Source organism: Streptomyces sporangiiformans, from assembly GCF_005768555.2.
GTDB lineage: Bacteria > Actinomycetota > Actinomycetes > Streptomycetales > Streptomycetaceae > Streptomyces > Streptomyces sporangiiformans.
In genome coordinates, this window is sequence record NZ_VCHX02000171.1 from 23,407 (window position 1) to 40,168 (window position 16,762).

17 protein-coding genes are annotated in these 16,762 nt (G+C 70.0%); 7 read left to right on the top strand and 10 right to left on the bottom strand.

Annotation, left to right across the window (positions count from 1 at the left end):
- Window positions 1-38 precede the first annotated feature (38 nt).
- The 3 genes from FGD71_RS29565 to FGD71_RS29575 all read right to left on the bottom strand — a co-directional run bounded on the left by FGD71_RS29565 (window position 39) and on the right by FGD71_RS29575 (window position 2,726).
- On the bottom strand, window positions 39-1,478 hold the full coding sequence (locus tag FGD71_RS29565; RefSeq protein ID WP_119103605.1) for a CAP domain-containing protein: 1,440 nt from the start codon (window positions 1,476-1,478) through the stop codon (window positions 39-41).
- Between the two features lie 155 nt (window positions 1,479-1,633).
- Complete coding sequence (locus FGD71_RS29570) at window positions 1,634-2,380, bottom strand: MBL fold metallo-hydrolase (RefSeq protein WP_119103606.1); 747 nt, start codon at window positions 2,378-2,380, stop codon at window positions 1,634-1,636.
- A gap of 70 nt (window positions 2,381-2,450) precedes the next feature.
- A complete protein-coding gene (locus tag FGD71_RS29575) occupies window positions 2,451-2,726 on the bottom strand; it encodes a YkvA family protein (protein WP_119103607.1) in 276 nt (91 codons plus the stop codon).
- Window positions 2,727-2,864: 138 nt separating this feature from the next.
- Here FGD71_RS29575 and FGD71_RS29580 point away from each other — a divergent pair, with 138 nt between their 5' ends.
- The gene (locus tag FGD71_RS29580) at window positions 2,865-3,632 is read left to right on the top strand and encodes an aminoglycoside adenylyltransferase family protein (protein WP_119103608.1); all 768 of its coding nucleotides are present in this window, start codon (window positions 2,865-2,867) and stop codon (window positions 3,630-3,632) included.
- A 497-nt stretch (window positions 3,633-4,129) separates the two neighbouring features.
- On the top strand, window positions 4,130-5,224 hold the full coding sequence (gene chvE, locus FGD71_RS29585; RefSeq protein WP_420878358.1) for a multiple monosaccharide ABC transporter substrate-binding protein: 1,095 nt from the start codon (window positions 4,130-4,132) through the stop codon (window positions 5,222-5,224).
- A 786-nt stretch (window positions 5,225-6,010) separates the two neighbouring features.
- Here the strand turns inward: chvE and FGD71_RS49195 are convergent.
- From FGD71_RS49195 to FGD71_RS29615, 5 genes are all read right to left on the bottom strand, one after another.
- Window positions 6,011-6,232, bottom strand: coding sequence for a hypothetical protein (locus FGD71_RS49195; RefSeq protein ID WP_240436834.1), 222 nt, complete (start codon window positions 6,230-6,232; stop codon window positions 6,011-6,013).
- 328 nt (window positions 6,233-6,560) lie between these two features.
- Window positions 6,561-7,667, bottom strand: coding sequence for an AraC family transcriptional regulator (locus FGD71_RS29600; RefSeq protein WP_119103610.1), 1,107 nt, complete (start codon window positions 7,665-7,667; stop codon window positions 6,561-6,563).
- Window positions 7,668-7,728: 61 nt separating this feature from the next.
- Entirely contained in the window at window positions 7,729-9,150 is a 1,422-nt protein-coding gene (locus FGD71_RS29605) for an aldehyde dehydrogenase family protein (protein ID WP_119103611.1), read from the bottom strand.
- A gap of 2 nt (window positions 9,151-9,152) precedes the next feature.
- Window positions 9,153-10,031: an SDR family NAD(P)-dependent oxidoreductase gene (locus tag FGD71_RS29610; protein ID WP_119103612.1), complete on the bottom strand. Its 879-nt coding sequence runs from the start codon at window positions 10,029-10,031 to the stop codon at window positions 9,153-9,155.
- Entirely contained in the window at window positions 10,028-11,374 is a 1,347-nt protein-coding gene (locus tag FGD71_RS29615) for a flavin-containing monooxygenase (protein ID WP_119103613.1), read from the bottom strand. The genes FGD71_RS29610 and FGD71_RS29615 overlap by 4 nt, the downstream gene beginning before the upstream one ends.
- A 458-nt stretch (window positions 11,375-11,832) precedes the next feature.
- Here FGD71_RS29615 and FGD71_RS29620 point away from each other — a divergent pair, with 458 nt between their 5' ends.
- The 3 genes from FGD71_RS29620 (at window position 11,833) to FGD71_RS49205 (ending at window position 13,721) form a co-directional block, all read left to right on the top strand.
- Window positions 11,833-13,116 carry an MFS transporter gene (locus FGD71_RS29620; protein ID WP_240436835.1) on the top strand — a complete coding sequence of 428 codons (1,284 nt, stop codon included), beginning with the start codon at window positions 11,833-11,835 and terminating at the stop codon, window positions 13,114-13,116.
- Between the two features lie 147 nt (window positions 13,117-13,263).
- Window positions 13,264-13,416: a hypothetical protein gene (locus tag FGD71_RS49200; RefSeq protein WP_240436836.1), complete on the top strand. Its 153-nt coding sequence runs from the start codon at window positions 13,264-13,266 to the stop codon at window positions 13,414-13,416.
- Window positions 13,404-13,721 carry a hypothetical protein gene (locus tag FGD71_RS49205; RefSeq protein WP_240436837.1) on the top strand — a complete coding sequence of 106 codons (318 nt, stop codon included), beginning with the start codon at window positions 13,404-13,406 and terminating at the stop codon, window positions 13,719-13,721. Before FGD71_RS49200 ends, FGD71_RS49205 begins: the two co-directional genes overlap by 13 nt.
- Window positions 13,722-13,742: 21 nt before the next feature.
- Here the strand turns inward: FGD71_RS49205 and FGD71_RS29630 are convergent, their stop codons facing one another.
- Both FGD71_RS29630 and FGD71_RS29635 read right to left on the bottom strand, forming a co-directional pair.
- Window positions 13,743-14,243 carry a hypothetical protein gene (locus FGD71_RS29630; protein WP_140935971.1) on the bottom strand — a complete coding sequence of 167 codons (501 nt, stop codon included), beginning with the start codon at window positions 14,241-14,243 and terminating at the stop codon, window positions 13,743-13,745.
- Between the two features lie 130 nt (window positions 14,244-14,373).
- Window positions 14,374-15,039: a Tat pathway signal sequence domain protein gene (locus tag FGD71_RS29635; protein WP_119103614.1), complete on the bottom strand. Its 666-nt coding sequence runs from the start codon at window positions 15,037-15,039 to the stop codon at window positions 14,374-14,376.
- Between the two features lie 631 nt (window positions 15,040-15,670).
- On the opposite strand from FGD71_RS29635, the gene FGD71_RS29640 reads away from it, so the two are divergent.
- Both FGD71_RS29640 and FGD71_RS29645 read left to right on the top strand, forming a co-directional pair.
- A complete protein-coding gene (locus FGD71_RS29640) occupies window positions 15,671-16,351 on the top strand; it encodes a DUF6230 family protein (protein ID WP_119103615.1) in 681 nt (226 codons plus the stop codon).
- The gene (locus FGD71_RS29645; RefSeq protein ID WP_119103616.1) at window positions 16,351-16,752 is read left to right on the top strand and encodes a DUF6114 domain-containing protein; all 402 of its coding nucleotides are present in this window, start codon (window positions 16,351-16,353) and stop codon (window positions 16,750-16,752) included. Before FGD71_RS29640 ends, FGD71_RS29645 begins: the two co-directional genes overlap by 1 nt.
- The last annotated feature ends 10 nt before the right edge of the window (window positions 16,753-16,762 follow it).

A 16,762-nucleotide genomic window follows, 5' to 3' on the forward strand; every position in this document is an offset into this window, starting at 1 on the left:
GGCCTCTGACCTGCGGCGATGAAGAGCGATGGATGCGGTCAGGCGCCGAAGAGCTGGGTCCAGTACGTACCCGCCGTGCCGCCGCCCGCGAAGCCGACGCCTATGTGGGTGAAGGCCGGCTTGAGGATGTTGGCGCGGTGGCCGGGGCTGTTCATCCAGCCGCGTACCACCTCGGCGGGGGAGCGCTGGCCGCAGGCGATGTTCTCGCCGATGGTGCGCCGGGTGCTGCCCGCGGCGGCGGCCCGGTGCCAGGGTTCGCTGCCGTCGGGTGCGGTGTGGGAGTAGAAGGCGCGGGCGACCATGTCCGCGCTGTGCCCCTGCGCCGCCGCGGTGAGCTGGGAATCGAGGGCCAGGGGCGGCAGCCCGGCCGAGGCGCGTTCGGCGTTCGTGAGCGCGATGACTTCGGCGGCCGTCCGGGCGAGCCCGCCGGGGGTGAAGGGGTGGGCCCACAGCGCCGTCCAGTAGAGCGTGCCGGAACGGCGGTCGGCGACGTACGCCACACCGGCCTCGGTGAACGCGGGATCGTGGAGCGTGCCGCTGGACTGCCCGTCCGAAAGGCAGTACTCCACGAACTCGGCCGGGGTGCGCGGACCGGAGACGAGGTGCTCGCCGACGGTGAGATACGCGTACCCGCCCGCGGTCACGCGCTGGTACAGGGAGAGCCCGTCCGCGCCCTCGGAGCCGAGGCGCCCCCGCGCCGCCATGCCGGCTGCGTGCGCGTGGGCCGCGGCGGTGAGGCGGGGGTCGAGGACCACGGGTGGGGAACCGGCAGCGGCACGAGCGGAGTTGACGATGCCGAGAAAGCCGTCGGGGGAGGGGGCGCCAGAGCCTGTGGGCGGAGTGGCGCCCGTGCGCCGGGCGGGCGGGACAGCGTGGCCCCGGGCGGGCGCGGCAGGCGTGTTCCTTGCCGGGCCGGAAGGCGTGGTCGTGGCCGATCGCCCGGTGGCCGTGGTCCCGGATGCCCCGGCACCGACGGGTGGCGCCGACGCCGGAGCGGCGTCCTCGCTGACCTCTACTCCGAAGTCCCGTGCGATGCCCGCCAGCCCGTCCGCGTACCCCTGACCCAGTGCGCGGAGCTTCCACGTCGTGCCGCGGCGGTAGATCTCCGCGAGCAGCAGCACCGTTTCCCGCTGGGGGCGGGGTGGGGTGAACCTGGCGAGGACACGGCCGCCGGGCCCGGCCACGCGCAGACTCGGGGCGGGAAGCCGGCCCAGGGGAGTGCCGGGCTCGGCAGGGCTGACGACCACGGTGACGCGACTCGCCCCGGGTCGCAGCGCGGGCGGGTCGACGCTGAGCGTCTCGCCGCTCAGCCGCGCCCCGGGAGCGGCCGGCTGGTTGTAGAACACGAAGTCGCCGTCGCCGCGCACCTTGCCGCTGTCGTCGGTGATGAGCGCGGACACGTCGAACGGGCCCGGCACCTGCAGTGTCAGGGTGCCGCTCGGCAAGGGCAGGTTGCCTCCGGGAACCAACTCACTCATCGCGCTGCCGCCTGTCGGGGTGCCGGGTCGCCGTACCCGCCCCGAAGGGCGTTGCCGGGTCAACGTCTCACCGGTCAGCGGGGGTTCCCCGGCTCACCGTCGGCGGCGGTCGGACGTCCTGGTCCGAGCACCTCGACCCCGTACAGCTGCGGCCGTCAGGACGCCCGCTCACGGGCGCGCCGCGCCGCCTCGCGTACCGAACCTCGGTGGACCGGGCCGTGTCCGGGCAGCAGTACGTCACCCGAGAGTGCCTCGAAGACGTCCAGTGCGGCCACCGTGCCCTGTCGATCGCGGTCGAACATGAGGGGCAGCAACTGCGGTCCCTTGACGCGCGAGGTGGGATGACCGCTGACCAGCGCGTCGCCGGAGATCACGATCCCCGCGTCCGGCAGGTGAAAGGCGCTGTGGCCGGCGGTGTGGCCGGGGGTGGGTACGGGAACGGGGCGGCCGGGCAGATCCAGCGGGCCGGCGGCGGGAAACGGCTGGGGGCTCGCGACCGGGATGTGGGCGGTGCCGCCGGACCGCAGCGCGTGCACCGCCCACGGAACGACACCGGGACGCCAGGCGTTCCCCAGGACCTGGCCGATGGTCACCTGGTGGAGGAAGTCCCGCCGTGCGTGCGGGACTTCGGCCTCGTCGGCGTAGACCGGCGTGCCGTACGTACCGCGGAGGTATTCGGCCGAGCCGAGGTGGTCGTTGTGCGCGTGGGTGATGAGTACGGCCGTGACCGCCTCGGGCGAGTGGCCGAGCGCGGACAGCGATGCGAGGAGCTTCTCGCGGTCTTTGGGATAGCCGGTGTCCACCAGGGTGACGGCGTCACCGTCGGTGAGGATCACCCAGTTGGTGTTGCTGCCGTGCACCAGATGAACGCCGTCGGCGACTTGGTGAATGTTTTCCCGCATGACCGTGACCGTCCCGAACCTTCGAGCTCACCTGCCTGACGGCACTCAGCCAAGCAGACGCACGGCCGCTTCAGATCCGCGGGTCAGCGGACGTACGCATGGACCTCAGGGCCAGGAGCAGGACGCCGATGTCGTCGAGGTAGGCGGGATCGGGCAGGAGGTCGGCCGGCATGACGACGTAGGCGACGGCCCCCCAGAAGACCCAGGGCGAGCCCGTCGGAAGCCCGGCACGGCGCAGAGCGCGCCGGGTCCTGACGAGTCGGACGAGCAGCGCGACCGCCACGGCGAGCATCGCGGCCAGCAGAGCCGCGACGAGAAGGACCACCACCCACACGTTCGTGTCCATGCGCCGCCCTCGGCTCGACCCGGGTTGCCCCTTCCTTCGGTTCGACTTCCCCGGTTCCCACCGCCGTCACCACCACGGCCGGGGAACGGTCCGAAATCGTTGTGCCCGCGAGCTGCTTGGCCCCTACGATCCGAAACCGTGACGGACCGCTCATCTCAGACCGAGGACGTCCTGCGTCTGGTGCACCGCTTGTTCGGGACGGACGTCGTCGGCGTCTACGCACATGGTTCCGCCGTGCTCGGTGGCCTGCGGCCGAGTAGCGACCTCGACGTGTTCGTCGTCCTGCGGCGGCGTACGGCGGAGCGCGAGCGGCGCGCCCTGGTCCAAGGGCTCCTTGAGGTCTCCGGCGCCGGGGCCCGCGCCGGTTCCGCCCGCCCGGTCGAGCTCACGGTCGTGGCCCAGGGCGATGTCCGGCCCTGGCGCTACCCGCCCCGTGGCGAGTTCCTCTACGGCGAGTGGCTGCGGAAGGAGTTCGAGCGGGGTGTGGTGCCGGAACCGGCACCGACCCCCGATCTGGCACCGCTGATCACGATGGTGCTGCTCGGGAACGCCGCGTTGTCCGGCCCGCCCCCGGCGGAGGTCCTCGCGCCCGTACCGCAGGAGGACCTGCGGCGGGCGATCGTCGCCGGCGTGCCGGAGCTGCTCGCCGATCTGGACTCGGACACCCGTAACGTCCTGCTGACCCTGGCGCGCATCTGGACGACCCTGGAGACCGGGACGATCACCTCCAAGGACGCGGCGGCCGCATGGGTACTCGACCGCCTTCCGGCCCGGCACCGACCCGTACTGGCGCATGCGCGGTCCGTTTACCTCGGAGACGAGAGGGAGTCCTGGGACGGCCTGATGCCCCAGGTCCGCGAGCTCGCCGACCACCTGGTTGCCCAACTGGCCGCGCACGAAGCGTAGGCGGAAGACCAGGTCACACCTCAGGAGGGGGCACCGCCCCGCGACCCGGGGTCTCGTTCATCGTGCGCCCGCGCAACGAATGTGACACAAGGGGCGCCGCAGGGGCTGAAAACCGGATACGCTGCCGCGCATCCATGTTCGAGGCCGCGCGCGTGAGGCCGGTCACCCCGGCCTGCTTGTGTGCGGGTGTTTGCGGAAGGCCGGCTGATGCACATACCGAGCGGTCTGACGCTACACCATCCCACCGCACCATCTCGCACCACCTCAGCGCGACCCGGTGATTCCAGCCGACTCCGGAGAACTCCACGTATCGGGCGTCGGTCCGCCTGGCGAACCACATAGGACGTATGAATCGTGCGAACCGCTCCGGTGTGGCGCCCCGAACTCCTGCCACGCAGCCTCGGTACGACCTCGGCGCAGGCACCCCTGGGACGCACCTGGGGATCCGCCCGCCCTGGAACCGCGCGCTGCGGATGTCTTTCACCCTGTGAGGAACGATGAGCATGCGCGTCCGCACCACCGTAGCCGCGGTCCTGTCCGCGGTCGTCTCCGTCTCTCTCGCCGCGTGCGGCGAGGACGGCGACGCGGGCAGCGGAGGAGACCAGAGCGTCGGCATTGCCATGCCCACGACGAAGTCCGCACGGTGGATCGACGACGGTCGGAACATGGTGAAGCAGATGAAGGAATTCGGCTACGGCGCTTCCCTGAAGTACGCGGAAGACGATCCGAAGACCCAGGTCGAGCAGGTGCAGACCATGATCGACCAGGGTGTGGACGCACTGGTCATCGCCGCGGTCGACGGACGTTCGTTCAACGAGGTCCTGCGAAGAGCGGAGTCCGCCCACATACCCGTGGTCTCGTACGACCGTCTGCTCCTGGGCACCCCCGACGTCGACTACTACGCCACCTTCGACAACGAGAAGGTCGGCGAGCTGCAGGCCAACCACATCATCGAGCAACTGGGACTGGTCAACGGCAGCGCGAAGGGTCCGTTCAACATCGAGCTGTTCGCCGGCTCCCCCGACGACAACAACACCAAGTTCTTCTTCGACGGGGCGATGAAAATCCTGCGGCCCTACGTCCAGAACGGCGACCTCGTCGTGCGGTCCGGGGAGACGAATCTCGACAAGATCACTACGCTGCGCTGGGACGGCGTCAGGGCCCAGAAGCGCATGAACGACCTGCTCGACGCCCACTACGGGACCGAGCGCATCGACGCGGTCCTCTCGCCGTACGACGGCATGTCGCTGGGCATCATCAAGGCGCTGAAGTCACACGGCTACGGCAAGGCGGGTAAGTCCCTGCCCATCGTCACGGGGCAGGACGCCGAGGTGCCCTCGGTCAAGTCGATCATCGCCGGCGAGCAGTCGGAGACCGTTTACAAGGACACCCGTGAGCTCGCGCTCATCACCTCGTACATGGTCAACGCGGTGATCCACAACAAGAAGCCCGTCGTCAACGACAGCGACACGTACGACAACGGCAAGAAGATCGTCCCCGCGTACCTCCTCGAACCGGTGAGCGTCGACAAGGGCAATTACAAGCGGGTGCTCGTGGACTCGGGCTACATCAAGAAGAGCGATCTCGACTGAGGTGCACCAAGGCGCCTCGGCCGAGGCGCATCGGTCGCAAGCGTGACACCGCGCAGGGCGGGAGAGGGAGGTGTCTCCCTCTCCCGCCCTGCGTGCTTACGGGCGTGCGGCTGTAGGGGTGTTCACGAATCGGTCTGGCCTGGGGCTGCGGAGCGTGTTGAAGATCGTTCCCCAGTCGGACGGTGATCGTTCCCCGTTTCTGCCGGGCGGGCCCTTGGGCCAGCACGGTGAGTCAGTACCGCAGGGAGTGGGGCCCAGGGTGACGAGGGATCTGCGGTCACGCCTTGGGTTCGGTGTTGTAGGCGTACACACGGATGGGGTCGAGGTGCAGTTCATGGGGCCCGAGGCAGTCCGCGGCAAGGTTGCCACGAGTGCTCCACAGACGCACGCCATGTTGCGGCCCCCTGTTCCCAACGGCCCGCAGCACCCGCGGTGTATGCCCAACGCGCCGGTCGGACGGAGGCTCGGCACGTCCTTCGGATGCACGATCACCGAGTTCCTGGGGCCGGTGGAGACCGCTCCGTCCAGCTCGGGCGGCATAAGAAGAGCGCGATTCCCGGATGCATCAGGTTCGGGGTCGTGCACCAACGATCGCACAATGGTGCGCCCCATGGCTTCGGGTCGATGGCGTAGGACCCCATGGGCACGGTCGACGGCGCCAACCGGGTTTTGTGGTCGCGGTCTGCGTCGGCTACGCGGGCGTCGGGGACCTCTGGAAGCTCCTGAAGGTCGCGGGTCAGCTGAGCACCGCACTTCGCACAGTAGAAGACCGTCATGTCGGCCGTTCTACCCGACTGTCGTGCCGAGTGCGTGGTCGCGGTACTGCTGGAAGGCGTGCCAGCCTGATGTCTGTCGTGGAGTGATGAGTTCTCCTTCCGCGCAGTCGAGGACCTTGCAGTTCAGGGCTTCGGCGAGGCGGAAGACGACCCTGAGGACGTCGTCGCCGGAGCCCCGGATGTGGAGCATGATCGAGTCCACGGGGTCGTCTGATCCGATGTTGAGTTCCATCGACCAGGTGGGTCCGAGGATCTCTCCCCAGGTGGGGTCGGAAAGGTCGGCTTCGGGGACGGCGCACGTGATGGTCGCAAGGACATCGTCCAGGCGGCCGAGCGGAGCCGACTCGTATGCATTGGGGAGTTGCTAGACCGAGGTGATGTCGTCGGGCAGGCGGAGCAAGAGCACGTCCCAGCAGTGGTGTTCTCCTCGATGTAGGCGAGTCCGGACTCAAGATCGGCAAGGCGTCCGAGGAGATGTTCGACCACGACTCTGGTCGACCACGGCCCAGACCGCCTTCAAGCGTGGGGGGGGGCTGGTGTGGTGGCGGCTACGGGTCCGGTTACGGCTGGTCGCGTAGTTGCCCGCGCCCCTGACTCGGCGTTGTTCCCGCCGTCTGCGAAGAGAAGCCCTCGCGCAGCTGCAACGGTGCCATGCCGTGCCAGCGGCGGACCGCCCGGCGCAGGGCGCGTTCGTCGGAGAAGCCCGCCTGGCGGGCCACCTCGCGGAGGGTGAGGTGAGGGCGGTGTAGGAGCAGTTCGACGCGCTCACGGCGGACGCCCTCGACGATCGCCTCGTAGGAGGTGCCGCAGTCGGCCAGGCGGCGGCGCAGCGTCCGCTCGCTCGACGCGTGTCTGCGGGCCTGCTCGGAGAAGGAGGGGACGACCGGGAGGCTCTGTGCGACGGAGATCTCCAGGATCTCCAGCAGGTCCTGCTGCCGACGGCGGGAGGCCATCTGCCCTTCGAGGAGTTCGAGGGTCGAGGCGTAGGTGACCGGATCGCGGCCCGGCATCGGGCGGTTGATCCATGCCTGCGGCACCACCAGCCGGTTGCGGGAGGCGCCGAAGTGCAGGGGGCAGCGGAAGATGTCGCGGAAGGGCTGGACGTCGCGCGGGGCGGCGAAGGCGAAGTGGACCTCCTGGGGTGCGAGGCCGACGTCGGCGGCGAGGCGGCCCAGGGTGACGACGCTCGAGAACGCCTCCTCGACAAGGAAGACGGCGACGTTCGGGTCGACCATCGGGTCCGGGAGGTCGGCTCGGACCACGTAGTCAGAGCCCTCCCGGCCCGCCGACCAGACCGTCATTGCCCCGGACACGTTCTGGAAGCGTACCCCCGCCTCGATGGCGACCTGGAGAGTGTCGCTGGCGAGCATGGCGAAGCCCACCAGCCCCCAGGCGGTGAGGTGCTGCGCGGCTCCGACCCGCAGGCCCAGATTCTCGTCCCCGGTAAGTTCGACGGCGCGCCGGATGACGGCACTGCCCTGGCGGTAGGAGACGCGCAGGGCCGCCGAGCGCATCAGGGTCTCGGTGAGACCGACCTGGGCCAGTTCCGGCTGCAGGTCGACTCCGTACTCCTCGGTGATCTGGTCCAGGTAGCGCAGAATGTTCGGGGAGATCGTCGCCGACGTGCTGCGGGTGGTGCCGTCCTCCGGACGGGTTGCCTCGGTCATGGCTTCTCTCCAGGGCCGTACTCGCGACCACTTTAGGCATCTGCGTCCGGTTTCGGCCGCGCTAGCGGGTACGGATCCAGACGGTCTTCTCCCTGGTCCACTGCGCGAAGGCGTCGGTGGACCGCTCCGCCCCGCCGAATCCGGACTGTTTCCAGCCACCGAAGGGGGCGGTGATGTCGCCCTCACTGTAGGAGTTGACGGAGACCACTCCGGCCTGGATGCCGCGGGCGAGGCGGAAGGCGGTGTCGAGGTCGTGGGTCCACAGTGAGGCGGCAAGGCCGTAAGGGGTGGCGTTCGCCGTCCGGATCGCCTCCTGCTCGGAGGCGAAGGTCTGGACGGTGACCACGGGGCCGAACAGTTCCTCGGTGAGGACCCGGCTGCCGTCGGGGGCGCCGACGACGACGGTGGGCGGGTAGTAGGCCCCGTGCGGGTGTAGGCCCGCCGGCAACCCGGCGGTGTGGGCCACGGCTCCGGCGGCGACCGCCTCGTCCACGGCGCGGGCGACCCGGTCTCGCGCCGCAGTGCTGATCAGCGGTCCCGTGCGGGTGTCCGGCTTGGCCGGGTCGCCGATGACCAGGGCCCCGGCTGCGGCCGTGAACCGTGCGACGACCTGGGCGGCGATGTCCTCGTGGACCAGGATCCGGGAGCCGGCCGTGCAGTTCTGGCCCATCGTCAGGAACGCGGCCGCGATCATGTCGTCGATGAGGTCGACGCCGAAGTCGAGCGCGTCCGGCATCAGCACCTGGGGGCTCTTGCCGCCCATCTCCAGGGAGACCCGCTTGAAGTTGGTCTCCGCGGCGTCGGCCAGGATCCGCCGTCCGGTCGCCGTCGAGCCGGTGAACGAGAGCGCGCCGATCCCGGGGTGGCGGGCGAGCGCCCGGCCGGCTTCCGCGCCGTAGCCGGGCAGCACGGCGAGGGTGCCGTCCGGCAGCCCCGCCTCCGTCGCCAGCCGGGCCACGTGGAGGGCCGAGCGCGGGGTCGCCTCGGCAGGCTTGAGCAGCAGGCTGTTGCCCGCGGCGAGGGCGGGCCCGATCTTCCAGGCGGCCATGGCGAGCGGGTAGTTCCAGGGGAGGACGGCGGCGACCGCTCCGACGGGTTCCCGGCTCATCAGACCCAGGTGGTCGTGGCTGGTGGGGGCGGTGCGGCCGAAGACCTTGTCGGCCGCCTCCGCGAACCAGCGGATCGACTCGATCGCGCCCGGCACATCGCCGGTACGGCACTCCGTGATGGGTTTGCCCGCGTCCTCGCAGTCCAGGCGGGCCAGGATCTCGGCGTCGCGCTCCATCAGTTCGGCGAGGCGCAACAGGACCGCGGCCCGCTCCCGGGGCGGCCGAGCCGCCCACACCCCGCTGTCGAAGACGCGGTGCGCCTGGTCCACGGCCGTGTCCACCTCGCCCGCGGTGGCGGCGGGCAGGGTGTCGAGGGTCTCCCCGGTGGCTGGGTTGACGACCCGGAGCAGGCGGTCGTTCGCTTCCGTGGTCATGATCATGCTTCCTTCACGAGTTCCCAGCGGCCGTCGACCTGTCGGGCCAGACCCCTACGGCGCAGGTCCTCCAGGTACCGGGCCAGGCCGCGTTCGCCGCGCTTGCGGAAGAGCGGGAGAAGCCTGGGGAGAAGGTTCGGCACGAGCATGGAGAAGCGGACCAGGAGCGATTCGCCGACGCGTGGATACGCCTCCAGGCGTGGCCGGTCGAGCAGGCTCACCACCGCGGCGACGACGTCGGACGGCTGCTGCGGCGGGTCCTGGAACTGCAGGGAGTTGCCGCCGTCGACGGCCTCCCGGCGCAGCATCGGGGTGTCGGTGGCCGACGGCAGCACCGAGCCGACGCGAATGCCCTTGGTGCCCAGGTCGAGGGCGATGGACAGCATCGCGCCGCGCAGCCCGAACTTCGACGCCGCGTAGATGGGAGTCTCCCCCTGGGGGAAGATGCCGGCGAGGGACACGGTGGTGACGACGCGGGGATCGGCGGAGGCCCTCAGCAGGGGAACGGCCAGCCGGGTGGCCACCAGCGGGGAGATCATGTTGAGGTCGATCTCCCTCTCGATGGTCTCCACCGTGCGCACGTCGAACCGCTCGGTGCTGGTCATACCGACGTTGTTGACCAGCACATCGAGGCGGCCGAAGGCGGCGGCGACCTGTTCGAAGAGGTCCGCGACCCCGGCCCGGTCCAGCAGGTCGCAGCCGAGGCCCAGGTGACCGGCGCCGGGCAGGGTTTCCGCGACCCGCCGCGCGCGCTCACCGTCGATGTCGACGACGACGCACACCGCGCCGCCGATCGCGAACCGCCGGCACAGCGCGCTGCCGATGCCACCCGCGCCGCCGGTCACCAGCATCACCTTGCCGGTGTAGTCGTAGCCGCTCATGCCACCGTCTCCTTGCTGCGGACGGCCGGCATGGCCGGCGGCCGACCCTCGGTGGGCCAGCCCATGGCGGCGGCGACCTTGGTGACGTACTTGGTGTACGCGGCGCTGTCGACGTAGCCGGTGTGGCGCGGGGAGTCCACGAACCGCAGACCGCCGGTCAGGTCCGGGCGGTCGCTGCGAATCATGCGGGCGAACCGCGCGGCGTTCGGCAGGCCCCGGTGGGTGTCCTGGACGAAGCCGGCGATCAGCTGCGCCTGGGCGTCGAAGAGTTGGTAGGCGCCGGAGTTGGTTTCGATGAAGCCGACGCCGAACAGCCCCTCGTGCTCGCGGGAGAACGACGACAGGTACAGGTCGGGGTGCTGCTCGTCGCCGAAGTAGGCCTGCGCGACGGGCACTTTGTGCACATAGCCGGTCGCCAGCAGGATCAGGTCGAAGTCGTTGCTGCTGCCGTCGGTGAAGTGGACGGTGCGGCCCTCGGCGCGGAGGACGCCCGGGCGCGCGGTGATGTCGCCGTGCTGCAGGTGGTGCAGGAGCATCGAGTTGACCGTGGGGTGGGTCTCGAAGAGCTTGTGGTCCGGCTTCTGCAGGCCGAGGCGGGTCGGATCGCCGTTGACGATCCGCAGGAGCGTGCCGAACAGCCTCTGCTCCAGCCACTTCGGCATCCGGGGACCGACGCCTTCGAGGGTGTCCACGGGCCTGCCGAACAGGTGCTTGGGGATGAACCAGTAACCGCGGCGCATACTGATCTCCGCGTGGTCGGCGGCACGGGCCGCGTCGCAGGCGATGTCGCAGCCGGAGTTGCCCCCGCCGACCATCAGGACCCGCTTGCCGCGCAGTTCGTCGCTGCTGCGGTAGCCGACCGTGTGCCGGATCTCGCCGCTGAAGTCACCCGGGATCTCGGGGATGTTGGGGTGCCACTGCGAGCCGGTGCAGACCACCACCTGCGCGTGCCGGCTGGGGCGCCCGTCGGCACGGGTGACCGTCCAGGTGCCGTCCGCGTTCTTCGCCACGTCGCGCACCGCGGTGCCGAACTCGATGCGTTCCGACAGCCCGTACGCGTCGGCGAACGACGTCAGATACGACAGGATCTGCCGCTGCGGCGGGTAGTCGGCGAAGTGGTCGGGCATCGGCCAGCCGCCGAAGCCCGAGAGGGTCTTGCTGGAGACAAAATGGGCCGACTCGTACATCGGGCTGCCCGGGTTGTCGATGTCCCACAGGCCGCCCGGACCGGTGTGCCGCTCGATGTGCGTGTAGGGAAGCCGTCGCTCACCGAGCGCCCGTGCCACTGCCAGCCCAGCGGGACCGGCACCGATGACACACGTGTCGAACTCGGACTCCTTCACGAGTCCACCTCCTCTCGCCGCCACTTTCGGCGTGGGAGGAACTTAGGCAGCACGCAAGCACCGGCGGACTGGCCCGTGCGGCCACAAAGGGGGCTGCAGCGGCCAGCCCACTGACCGCCCCGGCGCGCCACAGACCGATGCCCCTGCCACCCGGCCGACGGCGAACCCGCCCCGTGAGACACCCCCAGCCCGTCCGTTTTCCGACTGCCGGGCTGTTGGCTCCCGGCCACCCGAACCGTCGGCTCCCGGCCACCCGAACCGTCGGATCCTCGGCACCAGCCGCCGTGGGCTCTTGACCCCGAAGTCATCGGCTACCGGCCCCGGGCCGTCCGCTGCTGGCCGCCAGGGTCCCTCGTGTGGCCGTCGGTGTCCTCCGGCGGGTCGGTCCGGATTCCTACGGTTGCTCCAATTCGCGCACGCCGGCCCGTCCACGGTCCGTGACAGGAAGAGGGTCCCCCATGAACGCATCCGTCGGAGCGACGACTCCGCCCCGGTCCGCGAGCGGCGGCTCGCTCGCGGGAGCCCGTCGGGTCACGGCCACCGTGTTCGCCGCCCAGGGCGTGGCGGTGGCCGCCGTGTCCACCACCGTGCCCGCCATGGCGAGCCGTCTGGGGCTGTCGTCCCTGGCGATGACCGCCCTCACGATCGCCCTGACCCTGGCTGCGGGCGTCGGTAGCTTCACGGGTCTGGCCGCCGTACGCCGCTCGGGTCCCGTCGCCGTCATGCGCGCGGCGGTGCTGACCGCGGTCGCGACCCTGCTGTCCGTGGCGTGGGCACCCGGCCCGGCCGCCGCCTCGGCGGCCTACGTCCTCTTCGGTCTGGCGCTGGGCGTCATCGACGTGTCCGTCAACACCCGCGCGGCCACCGTCGAACGCCACTACGGGCGCAGCATCCTCTCCTCCTTCTACGCCGTATGGAGCGCCGCGGGCGTGGCTGCCGCGCTGCTGACGGCGGGCGTCTCCCGGCTGGGCTGGCCTGTCCAGTACGTCCTGACCGCGCACGCCGTACTCGTGGCACTCCTGGCGCTGACCGTCCGGCCCCACGCCCTCGCGCCCGTGCCCTCCTCGTCCAGCGACCGACCGGCGCCGGACGACGAGATCCCGGGGCGGCGGGTGTGGGCGCGGCTCGTCCCCTTCGGTGTCGTTCTGCTCGTCGCCTACGTCGTCGACTCCGCGGTCTCGGCCTGGTCGACGGCCTACCTTCACCAGACGCTCGCCGCGTCCCTGGCCACCGCGCCGCTCGCGTACGCGGCCTACCAGGCGGGCACGGTGACCGGCCGGGCGGGCGCCGACCTCATGGTGCGCCGGGTCGGGCCGGTGGCGGTGGTCCGCGCCGCGGCCCTGCTCACCGCCGTCGCCCTGGCCGGTCTGGCGGTGGCCCCGAGCTGGCCGTACGCGGTCGTCGCGGCATGCTGCGCGGGCCTCGGAGTCGCCGCCCTGATCCCGTTGTGCGTCGCCGCGGCCGGCCGGCTGCGACCCGGTGCCCCCGAGACGGTGCTGGCCCGGCTCAACGTCTTCAACTACGTCGGTGTGCTCGTCGGAGCCGGCGCGAGCGGGGGTCTGGGGGCTACGGGCCACTTCCGCATCGCCTACGCGATACCCGCTGCCCTCGCCGTGGCCCTGGTGGCCACGGCGCGCTTCTTCCGCCCGACGGCACCCGGGCCGTCGCATGCGTGGACAACCCGCCGCCCGGGCTCGGCCCACGTCCTCCCCGTGGCCGTGGACAGACGCCGTAGGCCCTGACCGCGATTTTCCGCCCGACCGGCCGTTCCCGGACGCTCCGCGCCTCGACTCGGTTCTGTCGATCGACCGTGTGGTGATCGTCATGCGACTGGTGATGCGGGCGAGACCTGGGTCCGGCTGACCGCCGCCCGCCGCGGATACCGCCTCATGCCCAAGCAGAACGCCGACGACGAGGGCTACCAGCGGATGATGTGCCCCGCCGAAGCGGGCAAGGCCCAGTGCTCCATCAAGCCGCACACCATGGACCGCAGCATCCAACTGCCCCTCGTCGGCCCCGAGCCAGCCCAGTGGGCCCGCTGAAGATCTGCCGCCAGAACGCCATCACCGTCAGCGCAGAAGCCGGTGCCAAGCGCTGGCGGTCCCTGGAGTACGGCGGCCCGGAATGGCAGAAGGTCTACTTCCGGCTCCGTAACAGCGTCGAGGGCTACAACGGCTACGCCAAGAACCCCCTCGCCGAGGGCATCGAATCCGCGGGCTCCCGCCGTATCCGCGGCATCGCGGCACAAACGATCCTGCTCGCCATGTCGCCATCACCCCGGAGCTACTCAAGGAGACCACGTTCACCTGCGCCACGGTGCGGATTCGGTGACGCCGGTCGTGCGTAGTTCCGGGGCTGAGGGGAGTGTCTAATCAACGGACACGCCCACCTCAAGACCGCGAAGTTCCGGCAGGACGTCCCCTACCTCTCCACCGCCTGGATCGTCGCCTACAAGCCCATCCGGTCCCACAACGAAGGGATCCACGGCCGCCTCAAGAGCGACGAGATCGACATCGGCAACCCCAAACACCGGCCCGCACCCGGCCAGGTCGCCCAGAACGTCCTCGTCGCCATTCTGGTCACCGCCGGCATCCTCGACATCCTCGAGACCTGGCTCTACCAGCGCACCGGCACCCGCCTCACCGACGCCGACTTCACCGCTGACACCCGTGTCGCACCGCCCAAGCCGAACCCGAACCGGACCGCACCTCTGGTGCACACAGGGCTGCCGCCCCCGCGGCATCCCGAACCCTGAGCAGGCCGAACCGCAAACGATCAGCACCAGCCCCGGCGCCTCGGGGCACCTCGCGATGCCCGGAACACCAAGGACCGAGGCGACACCACCGCCGACAGTGAAGACCGCCGCCATCTTCCACCCCGAACACCGTCGAACAGTCCCCGGAAACGACGAAGATCCCGACCGATCGTAAAGATCGACGGGATCTCGTCAACTGCCTCTGAGTGAACTCAAGAACAGTCGCTGTACGGGGATGTGCGAGTCAGTTGACGAAGACCGCCGGGCTGCCCTCCTGGCTCGTGTTCACGACAGGGGCGTACTTGGCGGTGAAGTAGCCGTTGCTGAAGCACAGCGACGACCCGGAGAACTTCGTGAACTGCTGGTTCGTGAACGAGATGCTGTTGTCGGTGTTGCTCGCCGTGCCGGACAGGCTGGGCGCCCGGTAGACGCAGGTGATGCTGCCCAGGAGCGTGCGCAGTACGACCGTTGTCTGGATGGACGAGCCATCGGCCGGGGTGATGGTGACGGCGCCGTCCGATGTCACGGCGGTGGTGTAGGGCAGGTTGTCGACGGTGATTCTGGTGACCCCCAGGACGCCGATGACGTTGCTGGAGCAACTGCTGCTGTCGAAGGTGTGGCGGGTGACCGACTCGGTGGCCGTCCCCGGTGCGGCCGGGTTGTCGGTGACGGCGGCGACGAAGGTCGACGAGGAGCAGGAGAGGCCGCTCGTGCCGGTGCTGCTGGAGTAGAGCGTGGCATTGGTGCCGGTGGCCAGTGAGGCGCTGAGGACGTCACCGGTCGCGACGGGAGTTCCGCCGACGCCGCCGGTGGTCAGTACCGGGGTGTCGGCCGCCGAGGCCGGGCCGGTCGCCGACAGCGAGAGGGCCGTGATGACACCGGCCAGGGTGAGGTAGGTGCGAGTACGCATGGGGATATGCCTCTTCTGTCGAAGCGGGGGTGGAGGGTGGCCGCCGCCGGCCCGTCGCGCCTTCTCCGTACGCGACGGACCGGCGGGGCGGGGCGACCGAGCACGCTGCAGCCGGGGACAGCGGCCGTGCTCGGTGCCACGAGGAGTGGGTGCGGCCGCACAGGAGATCTGTCGCCCGTGTGACGGGGATTGCAGCCCGGAGTCGATGTGCGTGGGAACCCGGGAGTCGACGTGCGCCGCACAACGGATCCGGCGCCACGGATCCGTGCGAAACCTGGGAGAGTTGTAAACCTGAGGGTTGCTCAACGTCAAGGCATAGCAAGGAAGTTGGCGAGGAAATGAGTGGCCCACGCCGCGCTGTGGCGCTGTTGCCGGGTAGCTCCGCTCCGCGGGTCAACCAAGGGACTCAGTAATCCTCCATGGGTCCGTCACATTTCCAACTTTCTTTTTCCACAAGCTCCTTGACCTCCGTTGTTTACCGGGGGTAACTTCCACGGCGGTTACTGCGGCGTAACGAGAAAGCCCTTGCACTCGCCGGGTGGTGTGAGGAGGCGTGCGCCGCGGCCGCTGTCCGCGCCAGGACATCGTGCCGCTGAAGCCCTACCCACGCTGAACTGCACAGGGAGCAGAAATGGCCTCGTCCCCGGACGTCACCTCGTCCACCGGTTCCAGCCCCGAGCCCGCCGAGAGCTCGGAGAGCGGTTCCACTTCCGAAAGACGCGGGCGGGTCCGCCTCCGCCGCGCCGCGGTGATGGCGGTGCCTGCCACGGCGCTCGCGGCGGGGTTGATGATCCTCACCGCCCAGGGAGCCCTGGGTGTCCAGTTCGCGATCTCCGGCATGCCGTTCACCGTCACCGCGACGGAGCTCGACGGGAAGGGTTTCGCGCAGTTCGGCGGCCTCGACCAGATGGCGGAAGGCAGCCCCAACGAGGGCGACACCGGAGGTCAGGTCCTCGTGGTGGTCTCCGCGATCAAGAGCGCGACGCTCACCAAGCTCTGTCAGAGCGTCGACCTCGGTGGCACGAATCTGCTCATCACGGCGGGCCAGGGCTCCGAGAAGGTGAGCGCGAGCAACCTGACCACCGACTCCACGGAACTCTCCGGCGACGCCGCCTTCAAGAACATCGAGATCGGCAACGACGCCAGCACCCTCGACAAGGCCGGTCCCGGGGGTCAGGGACCGAAGGGCGTCTTCAGCCAGCAGGCCGACACCGTACACATCGCCAACCTCCGGCAGACCAACTACGCCACCACGGCAGCGGTGTTCAAACTCCCCGGTCTGAAGCTCCGCTTCAGCGACAAGGGTTGCTGATGCCGGCCTTCCAGCGGTGGCGGGCGGCCCGGCCCTTCTGGGGTGGACTGCTGCTCGCCCTGGGCGGGGCCGAGATCCTGGTCACCGAGAAGGCGTCGCTGAAGGTCGTCATGCACATCGGCATGCAGGGTCTGGCCGGGTATCTCCTGCCCGCCCTGATGCTGATCTGCGGTCTGCTGATCCTCTTCAACCCCACACAGCGCCTCTTCTATTCGATCAGCGGTGTTCTGCTCTCCCTCGGTACGTGGCTCACCTCGAACCTGGGCGGCTTCTTCGTGGGACTTCTCCTCGGCGTGGTCGGCAGTTGCCTGGCCTTCGGCTGGCTTCCGGACCAGGAGCCGCGCCGCCGTCGCTCGTGGTGGCGCAGGAGCCGGACGCCCGCCACCCCCCACAGCGCATGACGAGACGGGG